Here is a 22,440-nt window from a genome sequence, read left to right as displayed (position 1 = left end):
CCTCTATTTTCTTTTTTACTTGTTTTTAATTGTAAAGCAATGTTGTTAGTGAAAAAAGTGAATTTCTCTTCCAAGAATAACATTCGTCGCAGACATGGCATATTTGATGCACGAAATATAAAAAAACTCCCGGCGGACCGGGAGTTTTGGCTTTTTTTAATCGAATTGATACAGCGGCGTGCTTAGATAACGTTCGCCGTTACTTGGAATGATGGCCAATACTTTTTTGCCTTTTCCGAGTTTTTTTGCTACTTGAAGAGCAGCATAAATTGCCGCACCTGATGAGATGCCTCCGAGAATTCCTTCTTCACGTGCAGCTCTGCGGGCATATTCGAATGCTTCTTCATTCTTCACAGGGAAGATTTCATCATATACTTCAGTGTTTAAGATGTCCGGCACGAATCCAGCTCCGATTCCCTGAATTTTGTGGGGGCCTGGTTTTCCTCCTGAAAGCACTGGGGAATCTGACGGTTCAACAGCATAAATCTTAATGGAAGGGTACGCTTCCTTCAGCACTTCGCCCGCTCCCGTAATCGTTCCGCCCGTTCCGATTCCGGCTACAAATGCGTCAAGCTGGTCATCACCGAATTGCTCAACGATTTCTTTACCCGTTGTTTGGCGGTGAATTTCTGGGTTAGAAGGGTTGTTAAACTGCTGCGGCACAAAGTATCCGTGCTTTTCAGCAAGCTCTTCAGCTTTCTTAATGGCACCTTTCATGCCTTCCGCACCAGGAGTCAGCACAAGCTCAGCACCGTATGCGCGAAGAAGGTTGCGGCGCTCCATGCTCATTGTATCAGGCATAACCAAAATGGCTTTTAATCCTTTAGCAGCAGCAACCATTGCAAGCCCGATTCCAGTATTTCCGCTTGTCGGTTCAATGATTGTATCACCGGCTTTTAATTTTCCTTCTTTTTCAGCCGCTTCAATCATGGCTAAACCGATACGGTCTTTTACACTGCTTCCAGGGTTCATGTATTCAAGTTTTAGATATACATCCGCACTGTTTTCATCTGCAAGGCGATTTAATTTAACGATTGGCGTATTCCCAATTAATTCAGTAATGGAGTTTGCTACACGTACCATTCTCGACACCTCAATTTCCGACTATTTGTATTGGTATTATGTATATAATCTATCAATTTCAAAATTTTTTGTCAATCACTTAGTACTTTTTTCCCCATAAAACCAAGATACATCGGCTTCTTTCCAAAGGGTCTTAACTGTCGCTTTATCGCCTAACTGATCCATTGCGATTTGCCGTCTGATCTGGTCCTTTACTTCATCAAATGAGAACGTTCTTGCCTTTAGTTTTTCTTTCAGCTGGATAATGGCATATCCATTGCTGACCTTTATTGGTTCCTGAGACCATTCATCCTCTTTGAGTGTTTTCGCCTCTTCAATGTATGCTGATGGAATGTTGTCTGATGCCTCTGTGACAAAACCTAAATCTCCGCCGTATGGTGATGTATATCTGTCTGTAGATCTTTCGGCAGCGACAGCTTCAAAGCTTGATCCGCCTTTCAGTTCTTTCAGGACTTCTCTTGCTTCTTCTTCATCTTTTACAACAATGTGCCGAATTCGATACGAATCATCAAACTGATATAGTTCCTTATTTTTATTATAGAATGATTCCAGTTCTTTGTTTGAGATATCGATATCCCTTGTTAACAATTCCTCAAGGAGGATATTATAACGAATTTGGTCTTTCCACTCTTTCTCCGTCGTATGTTCATCTTCGTAAAAGGAATTATTGACCGCTTTAATCAGCAAAAACTCACGATCAACTTCGCTTTTGGATATTTTAAGGTTGTTCTTTTTAGCCAGCTGCTCAACAACTCGGACATTGATCATATCTTCAAGCGTTGACTTACCATACTGATCTTCCATTTCTTTCAGCCATTCTTCTCTTGTCACACTCTTGCCTCCGATAGTCGCAATAGACTCACCGGATGACGATGCGCCGGTTTGGGATTTCGTCAGCGTATATGCAACAGCAATACAGCAAACCAACAGCGCCCCTAAAATAATGGTCCAGATTGTTCTTGATTTCAAACCTGCTTTCAGCCCCTTTTCTCAAATTAAAAACCCGCTAAAGAGCTTAGCGGGTAGTTTGGTCACGAAGCCCTTCCAGCTCTTCTTTTGTAAATAAGTACTTTTCATTACAAAAATGGCATACTGCTTCGGCTTGTCCATCTTCTTCTATCATATCTTGAATTTCTTTTTTGCCTAGTCCTAAAATGGCTGTTTCGAACCGTTCTTTTGAACAAGGGCAATGGAATCTGACAGGCATCGTTTCCAAAATCTCAGGTTTCTCGCCTAGGACTTCTTCTAAAATTTCTTCTGGTGTCAGCCCTTTTTGGATGAGCTTAGAAATCGGCTCTACTTGAGATAGACGCTGTTCAATTTTTGTGATTGTTTCATCATCTGTTCCCGGCATCAGCTGAATAATAAAGCCCCCTGCCGCAAGAATGGTATTGTCAGGATTTACGAGCACACCTACGCCCACTGATGAAGGAACCTGCTCAGATGACACAAGATAGTAAGTGAAATCATCGCCTAATTCTCCTGAAACGATTTCTACTTGTCCTGTGAAGAACTCGCGCAAACCTAAATCTTTTACGACACTTAACGTTCCGTTTGTTCCAACCGCACGTCTGACATCAAGCTTGCCTTGTTCATTTAAATCAAAATGAACTTGCGGGTTAGAGACATAGGCTCTGACTTCTCCTTTGGCATTGGCATCAGCTACAATAGCTCCGATCGGACCTCCGCCCTCGATTTTCACGGTCAGCTTATCATCGCCCTTCAGCATAGCGCCGAGCATAAGTGAAGCTGTCATTGTGCGGCCCAATGCAGCGGATGCTGTCGGCCACGTACCATGGCGTCTCTGCCCCTCATTTACCATATCAGTCGTTCTCGCTGCATAAGCCCGAACTTTTCCGTCATACGCAAGTGCTTTTACTAAATAATCCATTACTAAACCTCCTATACACTTCCTACGCGGTTTCTTTCATAAATCAATTCCAGCCCTTTAAGGGTTAAGAATGGATCAACGATGTCTATACAATCTGATTCGTTTGCAATGAGCGGCGCCAGGCCTCCTGTCGCAATGACCTTTGGTTCCTGTTTTGCCTGCCATTTCATTCGCTTAACGATTCCTTCCACTTGGCCAACATAGCCAAATAAAATCCCAGATTGCATCGCGCTAACAGTGTTTTTTCCGATAATATTGTCGGGCCGGGTGATTTCGATACGCGGAAGCTTTGCTGCACGCGAGTAAAGCGCCTCTGTCGAAATTGTAATCCCAGGGGCAATCGCCCCGCCCATGTATTGTTTGTTTTCATCAATATAGCAGTACGTTGTGGCGGTTCCGAAATCGACAACAATTAATGGATTGCCGTATAAGTGTATCGCAGCGACAGCATTTACGATTCTGTCTGCCCCCACTTCTTTCGGATTGTCATATTTTATATTTAAACCGGTTTTCATACCTGGACCAACAATTTGAGGCTCGATATGAAAGTATTTTGTGCACATTCTTTCTAACGCAAACATGATTGGCGGCACTACTGACGAAATAATAATGCCATCTATCTGTTCAAACATAAGCCCGGAGTGATCAAATAAGGAGCGCAAAATCATCCCAAACTCATCTTCTGTTTTATGCCTGCTTGTTTCTATACGCCAGTGATATTCTAATTTTCCATCATGATATACACCAAGTACAGTATTGGTGTTCCCCACATCGATAACCAGTAACAACCTCTATCACCACTTTTGAATAGTTTCTCTACTTTACTTTTTACAAACATTCTACAATACCATACACGATCAGCGGCTCATTTGTAAACAAATCGATACCAGAATTGGATGATTGTAAAAGCCGCAGCTGAGCCCATAATTTACATAAAAAAACTGCCAGCGTCAGCCGGCAGTTTTTTTAGAAAGAAAGCGAATTACTCTTTCGTATCGTCTTTCTTTTCTTCTGTTTTTGTCAGAATGTTTACTTTCACATCATCGTTCTTTTCATCATCTGAGAAATTACGCTCAGGTAATGTTCCATGATCGATAAGGTGTTTGATCTGTTCAGCGTCAAGCGTTTCAACTTTCAGAAGCGTTTGGGCAATCAATTCAAGCTTGTCACGATTTTCAGTCAGGATTTGTTTCGCACGCTCATAACATTCTTTGATGATGCGCTGAATTTCCTGATCAATTTCGTAAGCAATTTGATCACTGTAGTTCTGTTCGTTGTTGAAATCACGGCCTAAGAATACCTGACCGCCCTGAGACTGTCCAAATTGCAACGGTCCCAGTTTTTCTGACATACCGAATTCCGTAACCATTCGTCTTGCAATATTCGTCGCACGCTGGAAGTCATTGTGCGCCCCTGTGCTGACTTCACCGAAGATAATCTCTTCAGCAACACGTCCGCCCAAGAGGCCGACAATTTTATCAAGCAGCTCCGGCTTTGTTTGGAAATAACGGTCTTCTCTTGGCAGCATAACAGCATAACCGCCAGCCTGGCCCCGAGGAACAATCGTTACTTTATGAACCATATCTGCCTCATCTAAAACGAGACCGATAACGGTGTGTCCGCCTTCGTGATAAGCCACGATATTGCGTTCTTTCTTGGAGATAACGCGGCTCTTCTTAGCGGGTCCGGCAATTACACGGTCCGTCGCTTCGTCAATATCACGCGCATCGATTTTTTTCTTGTTTTGACGAGCTGCTACAAGCGCAGCTTCATTCAAGAGGTTTTCTAAGTCAGCGCCCGAGAAGCCTGGTGTTCTCATGGCAATTGATTTTAGGTTAACCGTTTCATCCAGCGGTTTGTTTCTCGCATGGACTTTCAATACAGCTTCACGGCCAATGACATCTGGGCGGTCCACTGTGATTTGACGGTCAAAACGTCCCGGACGAAGTAAGGCTGGGTCCAAGATGTCCGCACGGTTCGTCGCAGCAATGATGATAATTCCTTCATTAGCGCTGAATCCGTCCATTTCAACAAGCAATTGGTTTAGCGTCTGTTCACGTTCATCGTGTCCACCGCCGAGACCAGCGCCACGCTGACGTCCGACTGCGTCAATTTCATCAATGAAGATCAAACAAGGCGCATTCTTTTTCGCATTTTCAAACAAGTCACGCACACGGGAAGCACCGACCCCTACAAACATTTCAACGAAATCAGATCCGCTGATGCTGAAGAAAGGTACGCCGGCTTCTCCTGCACAAGCCTTGGCAAGCAATGTTTTACCGGTACCCGGAGGCCCGACTAAAAGCACGCCTTTCGGTATTCTGGCGCCAAGCTCGGCAAACTTGCGGGGATCTTTCAGAAACTCAACAACTTCAACAAGTTCTTGCTTTTCTTCGTCAGCCCCTGCAACGTCTTTAAATTTGACGCGTTTCTTTTCCTCTGTATACAGCTTCGCTTTACTCTTGCCAAAGTTCATGACACGGCTGCCGCCGCCTTGAGCCTGATTGAGCAGGAAGAAAAACAGAATAAAGATAATGACAAATGGGATGATGGTCGTCAGGAACGTCACCCATCCGCTTGTTTCTTGAGCGGGCTCAACCTTTACGTCTGTCTTTTTCAAAGCGTTAAATATCTGGTCTGCTCCCTTTCCTTCAGGAACATGAGTCAAAAAGTATTGATCTTTGTCGTAGTTTTTCAGCTGCCCTTTTACCTCATAAACACCTCTGACAGGCTGAACCGATACGCTATCAACTTTCCCGTCATCCAGGTTTTTGATGAACGTACTGTACGACATATTTTCTGTTTTCGGATTTGAGGTCTGGAAGTAGCTCACAACCCCGATTACTACTAATAAAATAAGTAAATAAAAAATGGTATTACGGAAGACCCGATTCATTCCTTACCTCCTCCCACAGTAAGCACAACTATGTTCAATAGTACCATAGAAAATCATTCCAATACAAACAATAACCATCTCGGAAGCAGGCTGCCGATCAGCTTTCATAAACTGCCGGTTTTAACACTCCGATATAAGGCAGATTGCGATAGCGCTCAGCATAATCAAGTCCGTAACCCACTACAAACGCGTCAGGAACTTCAAAACCGACAAAGTCTGCTTTGATGTCCGCTTTTCTTCCGCTCGGTTTATCCAAAAGGGTAACAATCTTAATTGATTTTGCTTTACGGTATCGGAAGAGCTCTACGAGATAACTTAAGGTTAACCCACTGTCGATGATATCTTCAATAATTAAGATGTCCCGGCCCTCTACAGATGTATCCAAATCTTTAATGATTTTTACTTCTCCAGAAGAAACCGTAGAATTTCCGTAGCTTGATACATCCATGAAATCCATTTCCAAATATGTATCAATATGCTTGATAAGATCCGCCATAAAAGGAAGTGCTCCTTTTAACACACCGATTGCCAACGGAAATGTATCTTGATACTCGCTCGTTAATTCTGCACCTAACTCTTTTACTTTCTTTTGTATCTCTTCCTCTGAGATCAGTACTTTCTCGATATCATGTTTCATCATGATTTTGCTTGCCCCCTACACTTTTCATGCTGTCTATATTGTAATACAATGCGGTCGCTGTTTGGAATCACAAGATCTTCAAAAATTGATTTTTTCAAGCCAGGTATCCAGATAATTTCACCGCTTGCGTCCGTCACAATCGGCCAGTTGTCTCTTTCTTGGAGAGGCAGTTTCTTATCAATAAATATATCCTTTACCTTTTTTGAGCCGTTCATCCCTTTTAGTTTGATCCGGTCTCCAGCTTTTCTCGTCCGGATTGTTAAGGGAAATCGCACCTTTTTTTCACTTGTGATAAAAACAGCATTCCCATGTTCTTCAGGCGAGTCCGCATAATGCTTTGCCTCTATCAGATATCCATTAGGGAGCACTGCCGTTTCATCAGAAGCTCCGCTAATTTGGTATTCAAAGGGAACATTTTTGCACTGCCATTGTTCAAATGTAAACAAACATGTCTGATATGATTTGACCACCTTCAGCCCTTTCGGAAAGTCGAGTACTCCTGAAGGACCGCCATTTTCCGCCCAATCGAGAAATTGCTGAATGTGATGGGCCGAAAAGGATGATGGAACGTTTTCATAAAGATAGTTTAATATTAGTTGAACTCCTCTTCTTTGTAAAGGCATCGGGAGGGCAAGCAATTGAGAGGAATTGATTTCAACTGATGTATTAGACTGGCTTGTGATTACTTTATTCATTTCATCTTTCGTTAATGACTGTAAGAATTGCTCATCTTCCGTCAGTGCTTCACTCACTTTCTGAAACCTTTTATGCACATCCGGAGATTCCTGCTTCAAAAACGGGAGCACTGTTTTTCTGAATCTGTTTCTTGTGTAGTCATCTTTGGCGTTGCTTTCATCCGTCCGGTAGCTCAAGCCGTTTTCACGGCAATAGTGAAGGATCTCTTCCTTTGTAATGGTTAAGAACGGCCTGATGATCCGCCCCGTCCCAAAACGTCTAACCGGCTGCATTCCCGCAAGTCCCGTTCCAAGCGTACCCTTAGCCAGTTTCATAAGCATTGTTTCAACCTGGTCATCACCATGATGCGCAAGAGCCAGATAGTCCGCTTGGTGCTTCGACATGATTTCCTCAAAAAACTGGTAGCGGCAATCGCGTGCTGCAGCCTGCTTATTGAGTCCTTTTTCCTGTGCATATGCGGTTACATTGATTTGAGCCGTTTCGCACACGAGCTGTTCAGCTTTACAATAAGCTTGGACAAAACGCATGTCCTCCTCGGATTCCGCACCTCTGAACCGATGGTCAACGTGAGCTGCAATAACATTCGCTGAACGGCCGCATAACGTATGCAACGCGTGAAGAAGAGCCATTGAGTCCGGACCGCCGGAAACGCCTACAATGATTGTCGCCCCTTTTAACGTAAGATTGTGTTTGTTTAAAAAATCTTTGACACTTTTCACAATGTCCTCCTCACAATGAGCAGGTATTTTAAAGATATTCATATCCTAACACTTTCAACCCCTCCAAGCAAAGAAGAAGCATAGGCTCTGCAGTTTGCGCCATTCAGATTAAGAAAAAGATAATATAGGCGAAATAAAGCGCTAAAACACTGATCACGATAAGCGTTGTTTCAAATAACCCCCCCGACTTAGCCGGTTTCTGTTTTGGGGTATATCGCGTCTTCGTTATTTTTCCTTGGCGCGGTTTTTGCTGTCTTTGTCGTGTGGCAGGCTGCGGTGATGCTTTTATAGGCTGTTTTCTTTGTGCTGCTTTTTGCCCCGCGTCTAGCATATCCTTCTTCATTTCATCTGCGGATTGATATTCTCCGTTCAAGGCTGAAAAAAGCACTTTTTTATACTTTTGAAGCAGCGGGTTTCCTTCGATGAGAGACCTAAGCTGTTCTTTGGGCTGGTTCGTTTTCTTAAATTCTTTTTTATGCACACTGTTGATCATAATCATGGCAACTGCGAACAGATCATAGGATGGCTCTGCCTTTCTTGTTCCATACCCCCAATAGCCTCTGTCATAAAACTCCGTATACTCTTTTATCGCCCGGCCTTCCTTTGTCGTGCCGCCCACATCAATGCAGCGGATCCTTGCGGGCGGACCAGTTACGATCAGATTATCAGGTTTAAGATCGCCGAATATCCATCCTTGCTGGTGAAGCACCGATAAGCTGGATAACAGCTGAATCATTAATACCGGTATCCACTCTGCTCCTTTATCACTGGCATACTTCAAAAGCAGCGGCCCTTTTATGTATTCCATTGCATAAAATGAAACTTTCGTATTGGCACTGGGAATATAGGCATCATCCGTATCAAAAAAAGAAGGCCCCATCGTAACGGACTGGGCCTTTGAGAAAGATTTCAAGACATTCACTTCAGAAGTAATAGACAGGCTGTCATCACTCACCTTTAAGGCAACATGTCCATCTGATGCTTCTGCCAAATACACAATTCCATTGGCCCCTTTACCAAGCTGTTTACGCAATGTATACGTGTTTCCATTCCACTTGCCTTTGATTGTCGTACCCGGCTTGAGGCTACATGCCAAACTCGTCAAAGCGTCGTTCATCATCTGCCAGCATGCCCCTTCTTGAGCGTATTTTTTCAAACTGCAGTGTCGCTTCACGAATCGCCGGACCTGTCGGCGTGATGCCGCCTGTCGAAAGCTTTGCAAAGAGTGTGGAAAGAGATTGCAGCTTCGGTGTCCAGTTCAGCACAAGCTCGACCTCTTGTTTTTTCCCGGGAAATATACACATCGCAAATTCGTTATTCCCGATTCGGGAATTGAGGCTTACAGACAAATCAATCAGCGCCTCTTTTACTGTTGGAAGCTTTGGCGCCATACTTGCACTTGTATCAACAAGAACCAAAACCTGAAGATGCACCGTTTCTCCAAGCTCGTCTACCACTTCCATGACTTCGCCGCGTTTTTCCGGAGAAAGCTCTTCCATTTCCACATTCTTTCCGAGAATCTGTTTCAGTTCTTGATTGACTACACCTTGTAAGGTTTGCGTCATCGCTTTTTTTGTTACCATTTGAACAGTTTGTGAAAGCTGAGATGCATAAACGACTTGGTGCACGCCTCCTCCGGCAAGTGCAATCCCTTCGACTTCCTTCATTGCCTCAGGGTCAATTTGATTTTCTTCCATTATACCAATGACATTTACCGTAATCCCCTGCTCTTTAGCAAAAGCAGCCATTGCAAGCGGGTCTTCCCCATGGTTTGAGCAGCCATCCGTTATCAGCAAAATTTGATTTAAATGTCCGTTGTTCACATTCATTCCTCCTGGAGAATACGAGGATTCTCAGATTCATATATTCCCATCTTCGCCAGAAGAAATTTGATTTATACGGAAGCGTTATGAAATTTCTTGTTTGTTTTGAAAGATTGCCGGAACAGGAATGGATGCCCACTTCGGTGTATTGTGATCAATCCGGACGACAACAACAGTCATATCGTCCTCAATTTGGCCGGATCTTGTGCGGATGACTTCTTCCATAAGCAAATCGGCAATCTCCTGCGGGTCATTTGTTTTCAACCCTTTCATTTTACGCTTCATCCATAAGTCGTGATTTTCCACATGCTTAGGCCCCTCAAAAATGCCATCACTCATCATAATTAAGAGGTCACCCGCTTTCAGCTGTTCACTCACAACCTCCACATCGAATTCATTAATAATACCGATTGGCAGATTGCTCGCTTGAACTTTCATGACCTGGTCACCCCGTTTGATAAAGCTGGGCGTCGATCCAACCTTCAAAAATTTACAGCTGGCATCTTGAAGATCGATAATAGATAGGTCAAGCGTGGAATATATTTCGTCAGTTGTCCTTAGAGACAGTATGCTGTTGATCGTTTTAATTGCTATTTTTTCATCAATTCCCGATTCAAGGATTTTTTCAAGAAGCTTGATCGTTTCATTGCTTTCAAAGTGTGCTCTTGCGCCATTGCCCATTCCGTCACTGATTGCTGCAGCATATTTTCTGGCTCCAAGCTCCATCATGCTGTAGCTGTCGCCGGAGACAAGGCCGCCGCCCTTCGCAGCGTGAGCAGCTCCCGTAGACACCCTGTATGATTTTGTTGATCCAAAGGCGACATGGCTGTATCCATTCGGATGCGGAGAGTGCTGTTCGGCTTTCACAAGAATTTGTTCTTCCAGAATGTCAGACAGCATAGGGGCAATGATTTTTTCACTTTCTCCATGTCCGCTGAACGGAATGGTCATTTCAATATCGATATTTCCTTGTTCAAGACTATAGATCTCGACATGCTGAATCTCAATTCCGAAATGTTGAAGCGCCTCTATGATTTGCTCTTCCTGCAGAAAGTGCTGTTCTCGCTCTCTTTTTATTTCCCGAGAAAAGTCGGCCATGACTTCAGAAACGCCTAAAAGCTGTTCAGCAACAAGGCGCCTGCTGTCTTGGACTTTTTTCTTGAGTGTCAAATGGGCATGATGATGTGCGAGCTCATCCTCAATCAGATCTTCAACCTGCTTGGATTTAGAACAATACTGTTGAAACTCTTTTTTCAGCCTTCGGTTTGATGCATATTCTTTTTCCTCTGTTTCAAGCATAACTTGTTTCATTAAGTCATATGTTTTATCAAAGTTCTGTACCCAGCACCTGTTTTTCTTGTAGCACGTCTGGCAGGAATGCTCCGTGATTTTGCTTAAGAACAGATCAACTTCGCTGTCATCTGTCTGTTCGTCTGATGCTTGATAAAAGGTTGCAAAGCTTTCAGACAGCGCGTGAAATACATTGGAGAACTGGTCTACCTTCTGAGCAGTGACATCACGGATTTTTCTAGCGTATTGCTGTTGCTCTTGAAGATGCTCGACAGTTCCCGGAATATATCTCGCCACTTTCCTTGTAATAGATTGAGGTGTGAGCAAAAACAAGCCGACTGCGATTAATGACTCATAGAGCGTTGTCATCAGACCGGCAGAGCCTTCACCATATAAAGATATAAGAAGTGATCCAACGATCAAACCAATTGCTGCACCCGCTTTTTTCCCTTCCTTCAGCAAACCGCCCAATAAACCGGAAAAAGCAAGCAGACTCATTTGATATAGGTTTCCGATATTCGCCAAGCCAAGAATCAGGCCGGTCACAACACCAACCGTACAGCCGATGCTTGCTCCGCCAATAAAGGAAAAACTCAATACAACATAACGAGCCAATATATGTTCTGCCTGCATCCCTTGGTAGGACAAGCCGGCCAGCCCCGTTAAAACAGAGGCAATAAGAATCATAAAGCAAATGATTTCCTCTATTTTTAATGATTGTTTCACTTTTTTCACAGTAAAAATCGGAAGGCTCTGAAGGAAAATCAGTGTTAAGATAAACGATAGTCCAGCCTCAACGATAGCCATTACATAATCATAGGTTGTAAATACGCCATTTTGGGCATAAACAAACCCGGCTCTTGCTGCAGCCATCGAGAAGAACACGACAATCGGGAGCGCTTTAACACGATCGTCGGTAATGAAGGCAGCCACTTTAGAAAATACGAAGAATGCCAGCAATGCCGCCAGTATGAGCAATGAGTGCTTTGGAGATATGGTCAGCGCACCTGCAAGCACAGCCAAAACCGCATAAAACGCTTTGTCTCTTCTGATAAGAAGCATCGCTCCAAAGAAAGGAAGTGCGAAAGGAAGCACCTCGGATAATATGAAAGCCCGTCCAAGCAAAAATCCGATGACAACATAAATGAATCCTTTATAGAAAAACAGTGAATGCAAATGATGAGTCACCAGCTTCGTGCCCCTGTTAAAAAACGATTGGAGTTTTTCCAGAGCTTGTCCCGCCATTGGCCCGTTCACTCTTCTTTCTGCTTTTTCCATTCCTCTCATCTCCCACCTGTTATATTCGTTGCCTGTCATTATAGCGAAAGCACAGATAGGATTTTGTCAAAAGAAGGTAACAATACCAAAGAAATCTTCGACGGTTTCTGCCTTGATATTCGTTTATGAAAAGAATTTCCGGAATGTTGTCTAAAAATGAAAAAAATCGGCTTCTGCAAGAGAAACCGATTTTTTAGGATGACCCGTACGGGATTCGAACCCGTGTTACCGCCGTGAAAGGGCGGTGTCTTAACCGCTTGACCAACGGGCCAAACAAATATGGTAGCGGCGGAGGGGATCGAACCCCCGACCTCACGGGTATGAACCGTACGCTCTAGCCAGCTGAGCTACACCGCCATATTGTTTTGTGCTTCTAAGCACAAGTTATATAATACAAAGGTTTGTCTCTTTCGTCAACAGAAACTTTAATGTTGTAATTTTCTGACTCTTAAAGAGGATGAGGATAATAAAAAAGCATCCGTCGGGATGAACGGATGCTTCATTTATTTTATAGAAAGCAGCAAGTTATCCTCTTCTTGCTCCGCGCCCTCCACGTTTTGATTCCGTATTGCGTTTTAAAGATGACAAGCGATCTTCGCTGTCTTTTAAAAACTTATTCATTTTCTGTTCAAAAGATTCTTTCGGACGGAAATCATTTCTAGGTCTGGCTTGCGGACGGTCTTTAGCTTTTTTAATAGATAAACCAATTTTCCCGTCTTTTTCAACGTTGATGACTTTCACTTCAACTTGGTCGCCGACTTTTAAGTGGTCGTTAATGTCTTTGACATAATTATCAGCTACCTCACTAATGTGAACGAGACCGGTTGAGCCTCCAGGCAATTCAACAAATGCTCCAAAATTTGTAATACCTGTAATTTTCCCTTGCAACTTGCTGCCAACTTCAATCGACATAAAAAAAGTGCTCCTCCTTAGGCTTATAAAAAGATCGTTTGCTTAATTATACCTAAATAAAAATTTAAGTGTCAACAAGGCTACTTGCTCTTCTTCTCCACATTGAAGATAATTTCTCCGTCTCCAGACATGAATAAGTCCCTTCTGGCAAGCTCTGTGACGTAATCCTCATCCTTCAATTTGGATATTTCTTCTTTTAAATCCGTTTGTTTTGTCTTTAAACTTTTGAGTTCTTTTTCAAGCTGTTCTTTCTTTTCTTCTTTTGCACTAAGGGAAGATGTTTGGGACCATACAGAGCTTGCCAGCACAATTGCCGTCAGGAATACTAGGGCGCCGAATACAGTTAACCGTCTGTACAGCCCTTTGCGTCTTCGTTTCTTCAGCTGATTTTGCCGTTCTACTTGTTCTTTATAGTCGTTTTGTATTTCAGTTATCGTTCGTTCCCTGGAAAAATTCAAACCAGACGGTCCTCCTTTCATTTCTTCAAAAACCGTGTAATGGTCGTTCTTATGGTTATCAATAGTTTCTTCTTCTTTTTGAGAAATCCTGCACCTTTTTCAAAATAACGTCTAAAAGTTAGACGCATTTTCACAGGAAGAAGTTTCAAACATTGTTTCGCGATAAAACGGATCGGAAAACACAGAACCATGACTATTTTATATAGACACAGCAGGAGAAAACCTATCAGGCTGTATGTTTTCTTGAATAAAAATGCCGCCAGCCAGATGATCGCTCCGCATGTCCACACAATAGGACGAAATAACACGTGCTGAATGAGTTTTTTGAAGAATTGATAAACAGAAACAACAAGGTAAATGAAGAATTTCAGTATTTTTATATAGATTCGTTTGCAAAGGCTCTGATACGTCGCAACGCCCAGCAGAACCGCTAAAAAGATGTAAATCCTGAATTCTCCCTCATTTACATGAAGCAAGACATAAAAGAAAAGCAGCCCTTGCACAATCCAGAAAAGAATATCATGAATAAATAATAGCCATCTGGCTGTTTTGGCACGAATGACAAAGAGCCGGTATGTATCAAGCGAAGCACCAAGCCAGAGACCCATACCGGACATCGCCAGCATTGTATAGAATTGTGTCGTCAGCGTCATTTAAACAACTTGCTAAAAAACCCTTTAGCTTTATCCCCTTGTTGTTCGTCTAAGTACACTAAATCAAATACCCTGCCTTTAATCGAAACAATCCCTTTTTCCACATCAAGATTTTTCATCTGCAGGTTTTGGCCTCTGACGGAGAGCATTCCCATCACCGTTTCCAGCAGGAATTCTTCGTTATCAAAACTCTCCACATGCTTAACCCCAGAAATATCTAAATGCTTCCGGCCTTTCATTGTCACATCATGTTGTTCCGGAACAGACGAAGAACCTTTTTGATCATAATATGAATTCATCTATTCAGCCCCCATATCCTCGATACTTTTAGCATTATTACTGCATTGTATGAGGTAGGGGATTTTTTTAGAACAAGCCTATTCGCCGAGTTTTTCTTCTTTTAGAATCGTGTACATGTTTGCAGCTTCTTCTTTTTTCGTCGTGTCTTTCAATTCATTAACTTGAACCGTTACAAGCTTTTGGCCGAAGCGGACCGTTAGTTCATCTCCCGGTTTTACGTCAGAGCTTGCTTTAGCTTGGTTTCCGTTAATAGAGATTCGTCCTTGGTCAGCTACTTCCTTCGCTAGTGTACGCCGTTTGATCAGCCGTGATACTTTCAAAAATTTATCTAATCTCATATCTATGATCTCCTCTCAGTTTCTTTTGCTTCATTCCACAGTTTGTCCATGTCCTCAAGGGACATATCAGCCAACTCGACTCCCTTTTCCTTCGCTGTTTCCTCAATGTACGAGAAGCGTCTCCGGAATTTGTCATTAGTCATGGTCAGCGCTTCCTCTGGCTCTATTTTGTAGAAGCGGGCTACATTCACCAGCGCGAACAAAATGTCGCCAAACTCAGCTTTAAGATTGTGGTCGTGAGGAGCTTCAGAAACCTCAGAAGAAAATTCCTTCATTTCCTCACTTACCTTTTCCCAAATATCGCTGACGTCTTCCCAGTCAAAACCGACCTTCGCTGCTTTTTTCTGCAATTTAGCAGCTTTCGAAAGAGCTGGAAGGGTTTTCGGTACGCTGTCTAGTAACGATGATTCAGATGTATTTTTTTCGGCCTTTTTTATATCTTCCCAATTGGCCAAAACATCGTTTTCATCCTGAACCTTAACATCTTTAAACACATGGGGATGTCTTCGGACCATTTTTTCACTGATTCCTTTTATGACATCATCAATTGTGAAATAACCTTCATCTTCACCAATTTGCGCGTGAAGCAAGACCTGAAGCAAAACGTCGCCAAGCTCTTCGATCATATGGTCTGTGTCTTCTTCGTCAATAGCTTCGAGAAGCTCATAACATTCTTCAATCATGTACTGTTTTAATGACTGATGCGTCTGCTTTTTATCCCACGGACATCCATTAGGTCCGCGAAGCTCTCTGATGATGCTTCGGAACGTGGAGAATTCGTGATAAAGCAGCTTCTCTTCTTTAATCGGCGGAATATACACACTTGTTAAGTTGTTCAAGGCGACATTGCGGTCCAGCTCAAATAATGGCACTGTCTTGATCTCCTCGCCACGGCTGCCTGCTGCAGTCACAATGACGACCTCATAATCATCAGGCAGCTTCTCCATCAATGTCAGCTTGACTTCAGAAGCCGTCATTTGGTCGTAAACCTGACATATGATCAGATGATGTCTGAGCTCAAGCTCATCCGCAGACAATGTGCCGGCATCCACAAATTGAAAACCTTCAATCGGGTCAATTTGCAAGGCATTGAATGTGGCATCAAGGAAACTTTGTCCACCCGCGGCTTTCACTTGAACGTTTTCCTTTTCCTGCCGCTCCGTCAGCAGCTGAACTGTTTTTTCTGCGACAAAAGGGTGCCCCGGCACAGCATAAACCACGTCCTCACGCCGCGCCGCTTCAAAGAGGATATCAGCAATTTCTTCATATACCGCCTCGAACTGATCATGTTTCTCATATATATCATCAAAGAAACGGATGTTCTTCGTTTCTTTTTCAAGCTCCTCAATTAAAGGATGATCCTTGGTTCTGACATACAGCGTATCTGCCTTCGTCAGCAGCTTGTGTATACCAATTGTCAACTGGTCCATGTCTCCGGCACCAAGTCCCACGACTGTAATTTTACCCGCCATTTTGTTCTCTCCTTCTCATGAATTTGCTTAACTTGCTGCCGAATGGCACACTGTTCAGCTCTTCATCTGTAAATATTCCCAATCTCATCATACAATAAATAAACACCGCGCCACCAATAGCAACAGCAGAAAGACTCTCAATCACAGCCGCTCCTCTTCCTGTAGCAGGAAACAAAAAAGTCCAGAAACGCATATACGCAAGCAAGACAGCTGACATCAAAAGAGCAGATCCAATAATGGGAATCAAAACGCCTCTAAGCTTATCGAGCCATTCCTTTTGCCGAAGCTGATACAAGTTGAGGCCTGCGACAGCCGCAAAGGAAGCCGCTGTCGCAAGCGATGCGCCTTCAATCCCATAGCGCGGAACCAAAAGTGTGTTTAGCACCCATTTCACTGCAACACCCGCTCCCACCGCTATCGCAGGAAAAACTGTGTACCCCGCTCCCTGTAAGACTGCCGCTGCCGTTACCCCCAAGGATGCAAACAAAATGGAGCAGCTAAATACTTGTAACGCACCTGTCCCTTCTCCATTTTGAAACAGCATGATATTAACCGGCTTAAGAATGCAAATCAACCCAGCCGATGCGCCTGTACCGAGCACAAGGCATAGTTTCAAAGATGACGTGATTTTTTCTTTCATGATCTTCAGCTCATTGTTTTTTACGGCCATAGAAATATACGGAACGAGTGACGTCGCAATGCTCACCGCGAAAATTGAACCGAGCTGCAGCAACGGTTGTCCCCGATCATAGATCCCCTTTAGGCGTTTCGCTTCTTCGCTTGCCTCACCACCCGAAAGCAAAGCATATAAATTCAAAGCATCAACAAGCTGGATAAACAAAAGCAGCAAACTGCTTACACAAATTGTAATCGAATATAAAAGCAGTTTTTTCGTCAATTCTTTTGTTGTGATGACATTTTCGTTTTGCCTATCCGTTTGGTTGTCTCTTTTCGTTTTGAACCAAAAAAACCCCAGTATCATCAACGCAACCAAACTTCCGGCAAGAGAGCCTGAAGCGGCTGCCGCTCCCGCAGTATAAAGCGAGGCTCCCTTTTTCACGAGCCAAAATGATAAACCCAATAGCACCGCAACACGCAGAAACTGCTCTGTCATCTGTGATAAGGCTGAAGGGAGCATTTCGTGACGCCCTTGAAAACTGCCTCTAAGCAACGCAACAAACGGGAACAGCAGAAACGCGTACGCGGTCACTTGAATTAACACGGCTAAATGCGAATCCCCCATAAAGAGCGCAATAGGAACAGCACCCAGATATAAACAAAGAAATAATAAAATACCGATTAAAGATAAAAATAACACTGATATTTTTAATATAGTGTGATGATTTTTTTCACTATAATCATTCATCAGCTTTGAAATAATGACTGGAAATCCTGATGTGGACAGCATGACCGCAATACCAAGAAAGGGGTATACCTGCTGATATATATAAAATCCAACATCGCCGACAATGTTTTGAAACGGGACTCTGTAAACGGCGCTTAAAATTTTTGTGATGACGCCTGCCAGAATTAAAACAAAAGCCCCCTGCCAAATCCAATGCCGTTTAACGCCTATTGAATCGTCCATCCAAAAGCTCCTTCCCAACGTCAGGGGCAATACGGTTCACGTATTACCGCGGCACAAATAAAAACGAGGTTATTATACCACATCCCAACCCTTGGATTCCTTTTTCGGCACGCATGAAAAAGAACAGCGTCCCAAGGAGAGCTGTTCTTTACATACCTATTTTCGAAGAAAGGAATAAGACCTACTGTTCCATTTGACGAGCCAAAAATCCAGCTGCTGTTTCAACGGCTTTATGCTCTACTTCGCCCATTGTCTGATCTTTTGAAAAAATCACCACAGCACCTATCGGATCACCGTTCGCCACAATTGGGCCGACAGTATAAGAATTCATGTCCTCATCAATTCCATTCACAAGCTGTACCGATTTCGCATCACTCTCAAGCACGGAGCTGCGCTGATCCATTGTTCTTTCCAGCATTTCGCTGATTGACTTGTTTAAGTAATCTTTTTTGGAGCTGCCGGACACGGCAATATATACATCACGATCACAAATCAGCACTGAATGGCCGAGGCTGTCGTAAAGCGCGTCTGCATACTCCTTTGCAAAGTCTCCAAGCTCACTGATCGGAGAATACTTTTTCAAAATCACTTCTCCGTCACGATCTACAAAAATCTCAAGCGGATCGCCTTCCCTGATTCTCAGAGTTCTTCGAATTTCTTTAGGAATCACGACCCGACCTAAGTCATCAATACGACGTACGATACCGGTTGCTTTCATCTCTGGTGCCTCTCTTTCATTTGATGGTATATACATGTGGGAAAGACCTAAAGCAGTTACTTTATGTACCTTCCGCCTCGCTTGAAATTAGTATCCGTCACATCAAATGTAATATACACCAGAGAGTAACAAAATTTACGTTGATGAAATGGTTTGCTTTTTCACATCTTTTAAGCCCTTCAGCATGCCCAGCACGGTGTCGAGCCATTCATCAGCACTACGGCCTTTCGTCTGTATGGAGATTTTGAGTTTTTTCCCTTCCATTCCCAGTCCGATTTGTCTGCCATATTGATTGCCAAGCTCAAACAGCTTCTGCCCGTCAATTTCAGCACTTGCTTCTTCAGAAATCGTCAATCTGACAGCATCTTTATCCTGCTTAATCAGCTCGACACGTTCCTGTCTCGCGTAGACTTTCATTTCTGCAACAGTAAACAAGTATTCGACTTCTTTTGGATAGTTTCCAAAGCGGTCGATCATTTCATCTTGAAGCTCATTCTTCTCTTCGATTGTCGCCACAGACCTGAAGCGTTTATACATATCAATTTTCTGTTTGCCGTCTTGAATATAAGTTTCCGGAATATACGCATCAAGCTCGACATCAATTTCTGTTTCAAACTGCTCTGTCTTCGCTGTGTCTCCTTTACGCTCCTCAATGGCCTCCTTCAGCATTTGTGAATAGAGGTCAAATCCGACCGAATCGATGAAGCCATGCTGCTGGGCACCAAGAAGATTCCCAGCTCCGCGAATCGTTAAGTCACGCATTGCGATTTTAAAACCGGAACCTAGCTCTGTGAATTCTTTAATAGCCTGCAGCCTTTTTTCAGCCACTTCTGTCAGCACTTTATCCCGGCGATACGTGAAGTACGCATACGCCACACGGTTAGACCGGCCGACACGCCCCCGCAGCTGGTAAAGCTGAGAAAGCCCCATCTTGTCAGCGTCAAATACGATCAGCGTATTGACGTTCGGGATGTCCACGCCAGTTTCGATAATGGTTGTGCTGACCAGAACGTCTGATTCTCCTTCAAGGAAACTTAGCATAACGGTTTCTAATTCATTTTCTGTCATTTTCCCATGCGCATATGCTACCTTCGCGTCAGGGACTAGCATTGAAATTTCATCCGCTTTCCGCTCAATGTCCTCTACCCGGTTGTACAAGAAATAGACCTGGCCTCCGCGTGCAAGCTCTCGTTCAATCGCCTCTCTGACAAGAGCGCCGTTATATTCCACAACATACGTCTGTACAGGGAAGCGATTTTCCGGCGGAGTCTCGATGACTGAAAGGTCCCTTACGCCAAGCATAGACATATGCAGCGTACGCGGAATCGGCGTTGCTGTTAACGTTAATACATCAACATTGGCTTTTATTTGCTTGATCTTTTCTTTATGGGTTACACCGAAACGCTGCTCTTCATCAATGATGAGGAGCCCTAAATCTTTATACACGACATCCTTTGATAGCAGCCGATGCGTCCCGATGACTATATCAACTGTTCCGTTTTTCAGCCCTTTAATTGTTTCGTTTGCTTCTTTTCTCGTTCTGAACCTGCTGAGAAGTCCGATATTAATCGGATAGTCCTGGAAGCGCTCTTTTATGGTTTCATAGTGCTGCTGCGCCAAAATTGTTGTCGGAACGAGCAGAGCTACCTGCTTTCCGTCACCGATCGCCTTAAACGCTGCACGTATGGCAACCTCTGTTTTACCGTAGCCAACATCTCCGCATAGCAAGCGGTCCATCGGACGTTCTCTTTCCATGTCTTTTTTGATTTCGTGAATCGAACGGAGCTGATCATCAGTCTCTTGATAAGGGAAAGCCGATTCGAATTCACGCTGCATCTCATGGTCAGGAGAAAACGCATAGCCCTTGCTCGCTTCTCTTTCGGCATACAGCTTAATTAAGTCGTCAGCAATATCTTGAACGGATGTCTCTACTTTTTTCTTGACCCGCTTCCATTCACTTCCGCCTAATTTATACAGCTTTGGCTCTTTTCCTTCGGAGCCGACATATTTTTGGACCTGATCAATTTGTTCTACAGGGACGTAAAGCTTGTCACTGCCCTGATAATGTATATTTAAATAGTCTTTATGAATGCCGTTGATTTCAAGAGTTTCAATCCCCAGGTACTTTCCGATCCCGTGATTAATATGAACGACATAATCTCCAATTTGAAGCTCAGAATAGCTTTTGATGCGCTCTGCATTGGTAAGCTTCTGTTTTCGCGGCTTCTTCTTTACACGGTTTTTGAACAGTTCTTCTTCCGTGATAACGGCAAGCTTCATTAACGGCAGCTCAAATCCCGATTGGAGCTCGCCTTCCATGATATAGACCTGTCCCTGAACAAGCGCTTTTTTGCTGTCTGTCACGGCGGCCTCGATATCATAATCAGCCAAAACAGATGACAATTTCTGTGTACGTTCCTTGTTTGCTCCTAAGAACACAACAGTGAAATTTGATTTTTTAAAACGCTCCATTTCGCCCGCAAGCACGTTCATTTGGCCATGGAAACTCTGCATTTGCCGGCCTGACACATTGACGATATTCTGCGGGCTCGTATGGTGTACATGCCGCAAAAATAAAGAGTAGTACAGCAGAGGCCGTTTTTGCTCAGCCACTATTTTTTGGAAGCTGAATGACAAACGAATGTCATGCAAAATCTTCCCTTCCTCAAGAAGATTTGTTATAAACTCCGCTTCTTCTTTTTGAAGCTGCTCTTCCATCTCATGAATCCGACTGACTTCATCCAAAATCAGAAGTGTATTATCAGGTGTATAATCTAGTAAACTAGCAGGCTTTTCATAGAAATATGAGAGATACTTCACGAGCTCCTGATCTGTCTGGCCTTCAGACAAGCGTTCTTTATCGTGAGAAATATTCGCATGAAGTATTTCTTTTTGTTTGTCAGCCTTTAATTTTTTCAAGCTCGCGGCAAGACCACTATCGATTTTCTCCATCGCCCGCGCTTTTTCTTCCGGTCTGATAATTAATTCCTTCGCGGGACCGATATTGATCGAGGTAAGGGTCTCAATTGACCGCTGATCATCTGAATTAAAGCTGCGGATTGAATCCACCTCGGTGTCAAAAAGTTCAATTCTCACCGGATTCTCTGAAGTCAACGGATAAATGTCAATGATTCCCCCGCGAATACTGAATTCCCCGGGCGCAGAAACCATATCAGACCGCTCATACCCTACCTCTATCAGCCGTGAGGCAAGCTGGTCAGGTTCGATATCATGGCCTACTTGAATGAGCATCTGGCTGCTTTTCCACACCTCAACAGGCGGCAGCATTCTTCTGATTGCCGCTACCGGAGCAACGACAATTGGCGCTTCTCCATTCGTTAGTCTATTAATGACATCTAATCGCTGCGCCCGCAATTCAGGGCTTGCAACTGCGATTTCTGATGAAATGAGTTCATTGACGGGGTACAAAAGGACAGACCGATCCTCTAGAAGTGAAGTCAGATCATCTGTTACTTTCTGGGCTTGATATAAGTTATGGGTGATGAGAAAGATAGGCTTATTCGTTTCATTAGCCAGAGCAGAAGTAAAAACAGAACGCGCGGAACCCGACAGACCCGCGAGCAGCTGTTCCTTCAGGCCCTCGTGTAAACCGTTGATGATGGATTTAAAGTCATCGCTTTCTTTTATAAAGGTTTGAATGTTGTCCATATGGCCCCTCCTCTCT

Annotated in this window: 19 protein-coding genes and 2 tRNA genes; all 21 read right to left on the bottom strand. The window is 43.6% G+C overall.

All coding sequences use genetic code 11. The features are described from left to right. Window positions 1-156 precede the first annotated feature (156 nt). Window positions 157-1,083 (bottom strand): cysteine synthase A, encoded by a 927-nt coding sequence (cysK, locus tag NX903_RS20855; RefSeq protein ID WP_003218399.1) that lies wholly within the window; start codon window positions 1,081-1,083, stop codon window positions 157-159. Between the two features lie 75 nt (window positions 1,084-1,158). Next, window positions 1,159-2,052, bottom strand: a complete 894-nt coding sequence (locus NX903_RS20850; protein WP_069322317.1) for a peptidyl-prolyl cis-trans isomerase — start codon at window positions 2,050-2,052, stop codon at window positions 1,159-1,161. A gap of 46 nt (window positions 2,053-2,098) precedes the next feature. After that, a complete protein-coding gene (gene hslO, locus NX903_RS20845; RefSeq protein ID WP_003226695.1) occupies window positions 2,099-2,974 on the bottom strand; it encodes a redox-regulated molecular chaperone HslO in 876 nt (291 codons plus the stop codon). Window positions 2,975-2,985: 11 nt separating this feature from the next. Continuing rightward, complete coding sequence (locus tag NX903_RS20840; protein ID WP_010886388.1) at window positions 2,986-3,762, bottom strand: type III pantothenate kinase; 777 nt, start codon at window positions 3,760-3,762, stop codon at window positions 2,986-2,988. A 194-nt stretch (window positions 3,763-3,956) separates the two neighbouring features. Beyond that, window positions 3,957-5,870: an ATP-dependent zinc metalloprotease FtsH gene (gene ftsH, locus NX903_RS20835; protein ID WP_003243881.1), complete on the bottom strand. Its 1,914-nt coding sequence runs from the start codon at window positions 5,868-5,870 to the stop codon at window positions 3,957-3,959. 97 nt (window positions 5,871-5,967) lie between these two features. Further along, a complete protein-coding gene (gene hpt / locus NX903_RS20830; protein ID WP_003226700.1) occupies window positions 5,968-6,510 on the bottom strand; it encodes a hypoxanthine phosphoribosyltransferase in 543 nt (180 codons plus the stop codon). Further along, on the bottom strand, window positions 6,507-7,925 hold the full coding sequence (gene tilS / locus NX903_RS20825) for a tRNA lysidine(34) synthetase TilS (RefSeq protein WP_086343358.1): 1,419 nt from the start codon (window positions 7,923-7,925) through the stop codon (window positions 6,507-6,509). Before tilS ends, hpt begins: the two co-directional genes overlap by 4 nt. 103 nt (window positions 7,926-8,028) lie before the next feature. Beyond that, on the bottom strand, window positions 8,029-9,045 hold the full coding sequence (gene prkT, locus NX903_RS20820; protein ID WP_077671686.1) for a serine/threonine protein kinase PrkT: 1,017 nt from the start codon (window positions 9,043-9,045) through the stop codon (window positions 8,029-8,031). After that, a complete protein-coding gene (locus NX903_RS20815) occupies window positions 9,011-9,748 on the bottom strand; it encodes a VWA domain-containing protein (protein WP_003243782.1) in 738 nt (245 codons plus the stop codon). The genes prkT and NX903_RS20815 overlap by 35 nt, the downstream gene beginning before the upstream one ends. An 84-nt stretch (window positions 9,749-9,832) precedes the next feature. After that, window positions 9,833-12,316 carry a stage II sporulation protein E gene (gene spoIIE / locus NX903_RS20810; protein WP_076458806.1) on the bottom strand — a complete coding sequence of 828 codons (2,484 nt, stop codon included), beginning with the start codon at window positions 12,314-12,316 and terminating at the stop codon, window positions 9,833-9,835. 199 nt (window positions 12,317-12,515) lie between these two features. Continuing rightward, a tRNA-Glu gene (locus NX903_RS20805) sits at window positions 12,516-12,587 on the bottom strand. Window positions 12,588-12,596: 9 nt separating this feature from the next. Beyond that, window positions 12,597-12,673, bottom strand: a tRNA-Met gene (locus tag NX903_RS20800). Window positions 12,674-12,841: 168 nt separating this feature from the next. After that, on the bottom strand, window positions 12,842-13,228 hold the full coding sequence (locus tag NX903_RS20795; protein WP_003218379.1) for a S1 domain-containing RNA-binding protein: 387 nt from the start codon (window positions 13,226-13,228) through the stop codon (window positions 12,842-12,844). Window positions 13,229-13,308: 80 nt separating this feature from the next. After that, window positions 13,309-13,686: a cell division protein DivIC gene (divIC, locus tag NX903_RS20790; RefSeq protein WP_003243211.1), complete on the bottom strand. Its 378-nt coding sequence runs from the start codon at window positions 13,684-13,686 to the stop codon at window positions 13,309-13,311. 17 nt (window positions 13,687-13,703) lie between these two features. Beyond that, complete coding sequence (gene yabQ, locus NX903_RS20785) at window positions 13,704-14,339, bottom strand: spore cortex biosynthesis protein YabQ (protein ID WP_021479720.1); 636 nt, start codon at window positions 14,337-14,339, stop codon at window positions 13,704-13,706. Further along, window positions 14,336-14,638 carry a sporulation protein YabP gene (gene yabP / locus NX903_RS20780; protein WP_003226714.1) on the bottom strand — a complete coding sequence of 101 codons (303 nt, stop codon included), beginning with the start codon at window positions 14,636-14,638 and terminating at the stop codon, window positions 14,336-14,338. The genes yabQ and yabP overlap by 4 nt, the downstream gene beginning before the upstream one ends. 78 nt (window positions 14,639-14,716) lie before the next feature. Beyond that, a complete protein-coding gene (locus NX903_RS20775) occupies window positions 14,717-14,977 on the bottom strand; it encodes an RNA-binding S4 domain-containing protein (protein ID WP_003226716.1) in 261 nt (86 codons plus the stop codon). Between the two features lie 2 nt (window positions 14,978-14,979). Beyond that, the gene (mazG, locus tag NX903_RS20770; RefSeq protein WP_076458809.1) at window positions 14,980-16,449 is read right to left on the bottom strand and encodes a nucleoside triphosphate pyrophosphohydrolase; all 1,470 of its coding nucleotides are present in this window, start codon (window positions 16,447-16,449) and stop codon (window positions 14,980-14,982) included. Further along, the gene (locus NX903_RS20765; RefSeq protein ID WP_077671687.1) at window positions 16,439-18,037 is read right to left on the bottom strand and encodes a putative polysaccharide biosynthesis protein; all 1,599 of its coding nucleotides are present in this window, start codon (window positions 18,035-18,037) and stop codon (window positions 16,439-16,441) included. The genes mazG and NX903_RS20765 overlap by 11 nt, the downstream gene beginning before the upstream one ends. Before the next feature lie 181 nt (window positions 18,038-18,218). Beyond that, window positions 18,219-18,755 (bottom strand): stage V sporulation protein T, encoded by a 537-nt coding sequence (gene spoVT, locus NX903_RS20760; protein ID WP_003218365.1) that lies wholly within the window; start codon window positions 18,753-18,755, stop codon window positions 18,219-18,221. 135 nt (window positions 18,756-18,890) lie between these two features. Further along, window positions 18,891-22,424: a transcription-repair coupling factor gene (mfd, locus tag NX903_RS20755; RefSeq protein WP_077671688.1), complete on the bottom strand. Its 3,534-nt coding sequence runs from the start codon at window positions 22,422-22,424 to the stop codon at window positions 18,891-18,893. Window positions 22,425-22,440 lie beyond the last annotated feature (16 nt).

Origin of the sequence: Bacillus sp. FSL R5-0576 (assembly GCF_038004765.1) — a bacterium.
In the GTDB taxonomy this organism is placed as follows: Bacteria; Bacillota; Bacilli; order Bacillales; family Bacillaceae; genus Bacillus; species Bacillus subtilis.
Note: the sequence above shows the minus strand (reverse complement) of the source record. Positions and strands in the feature narration are given on the sequence as shown.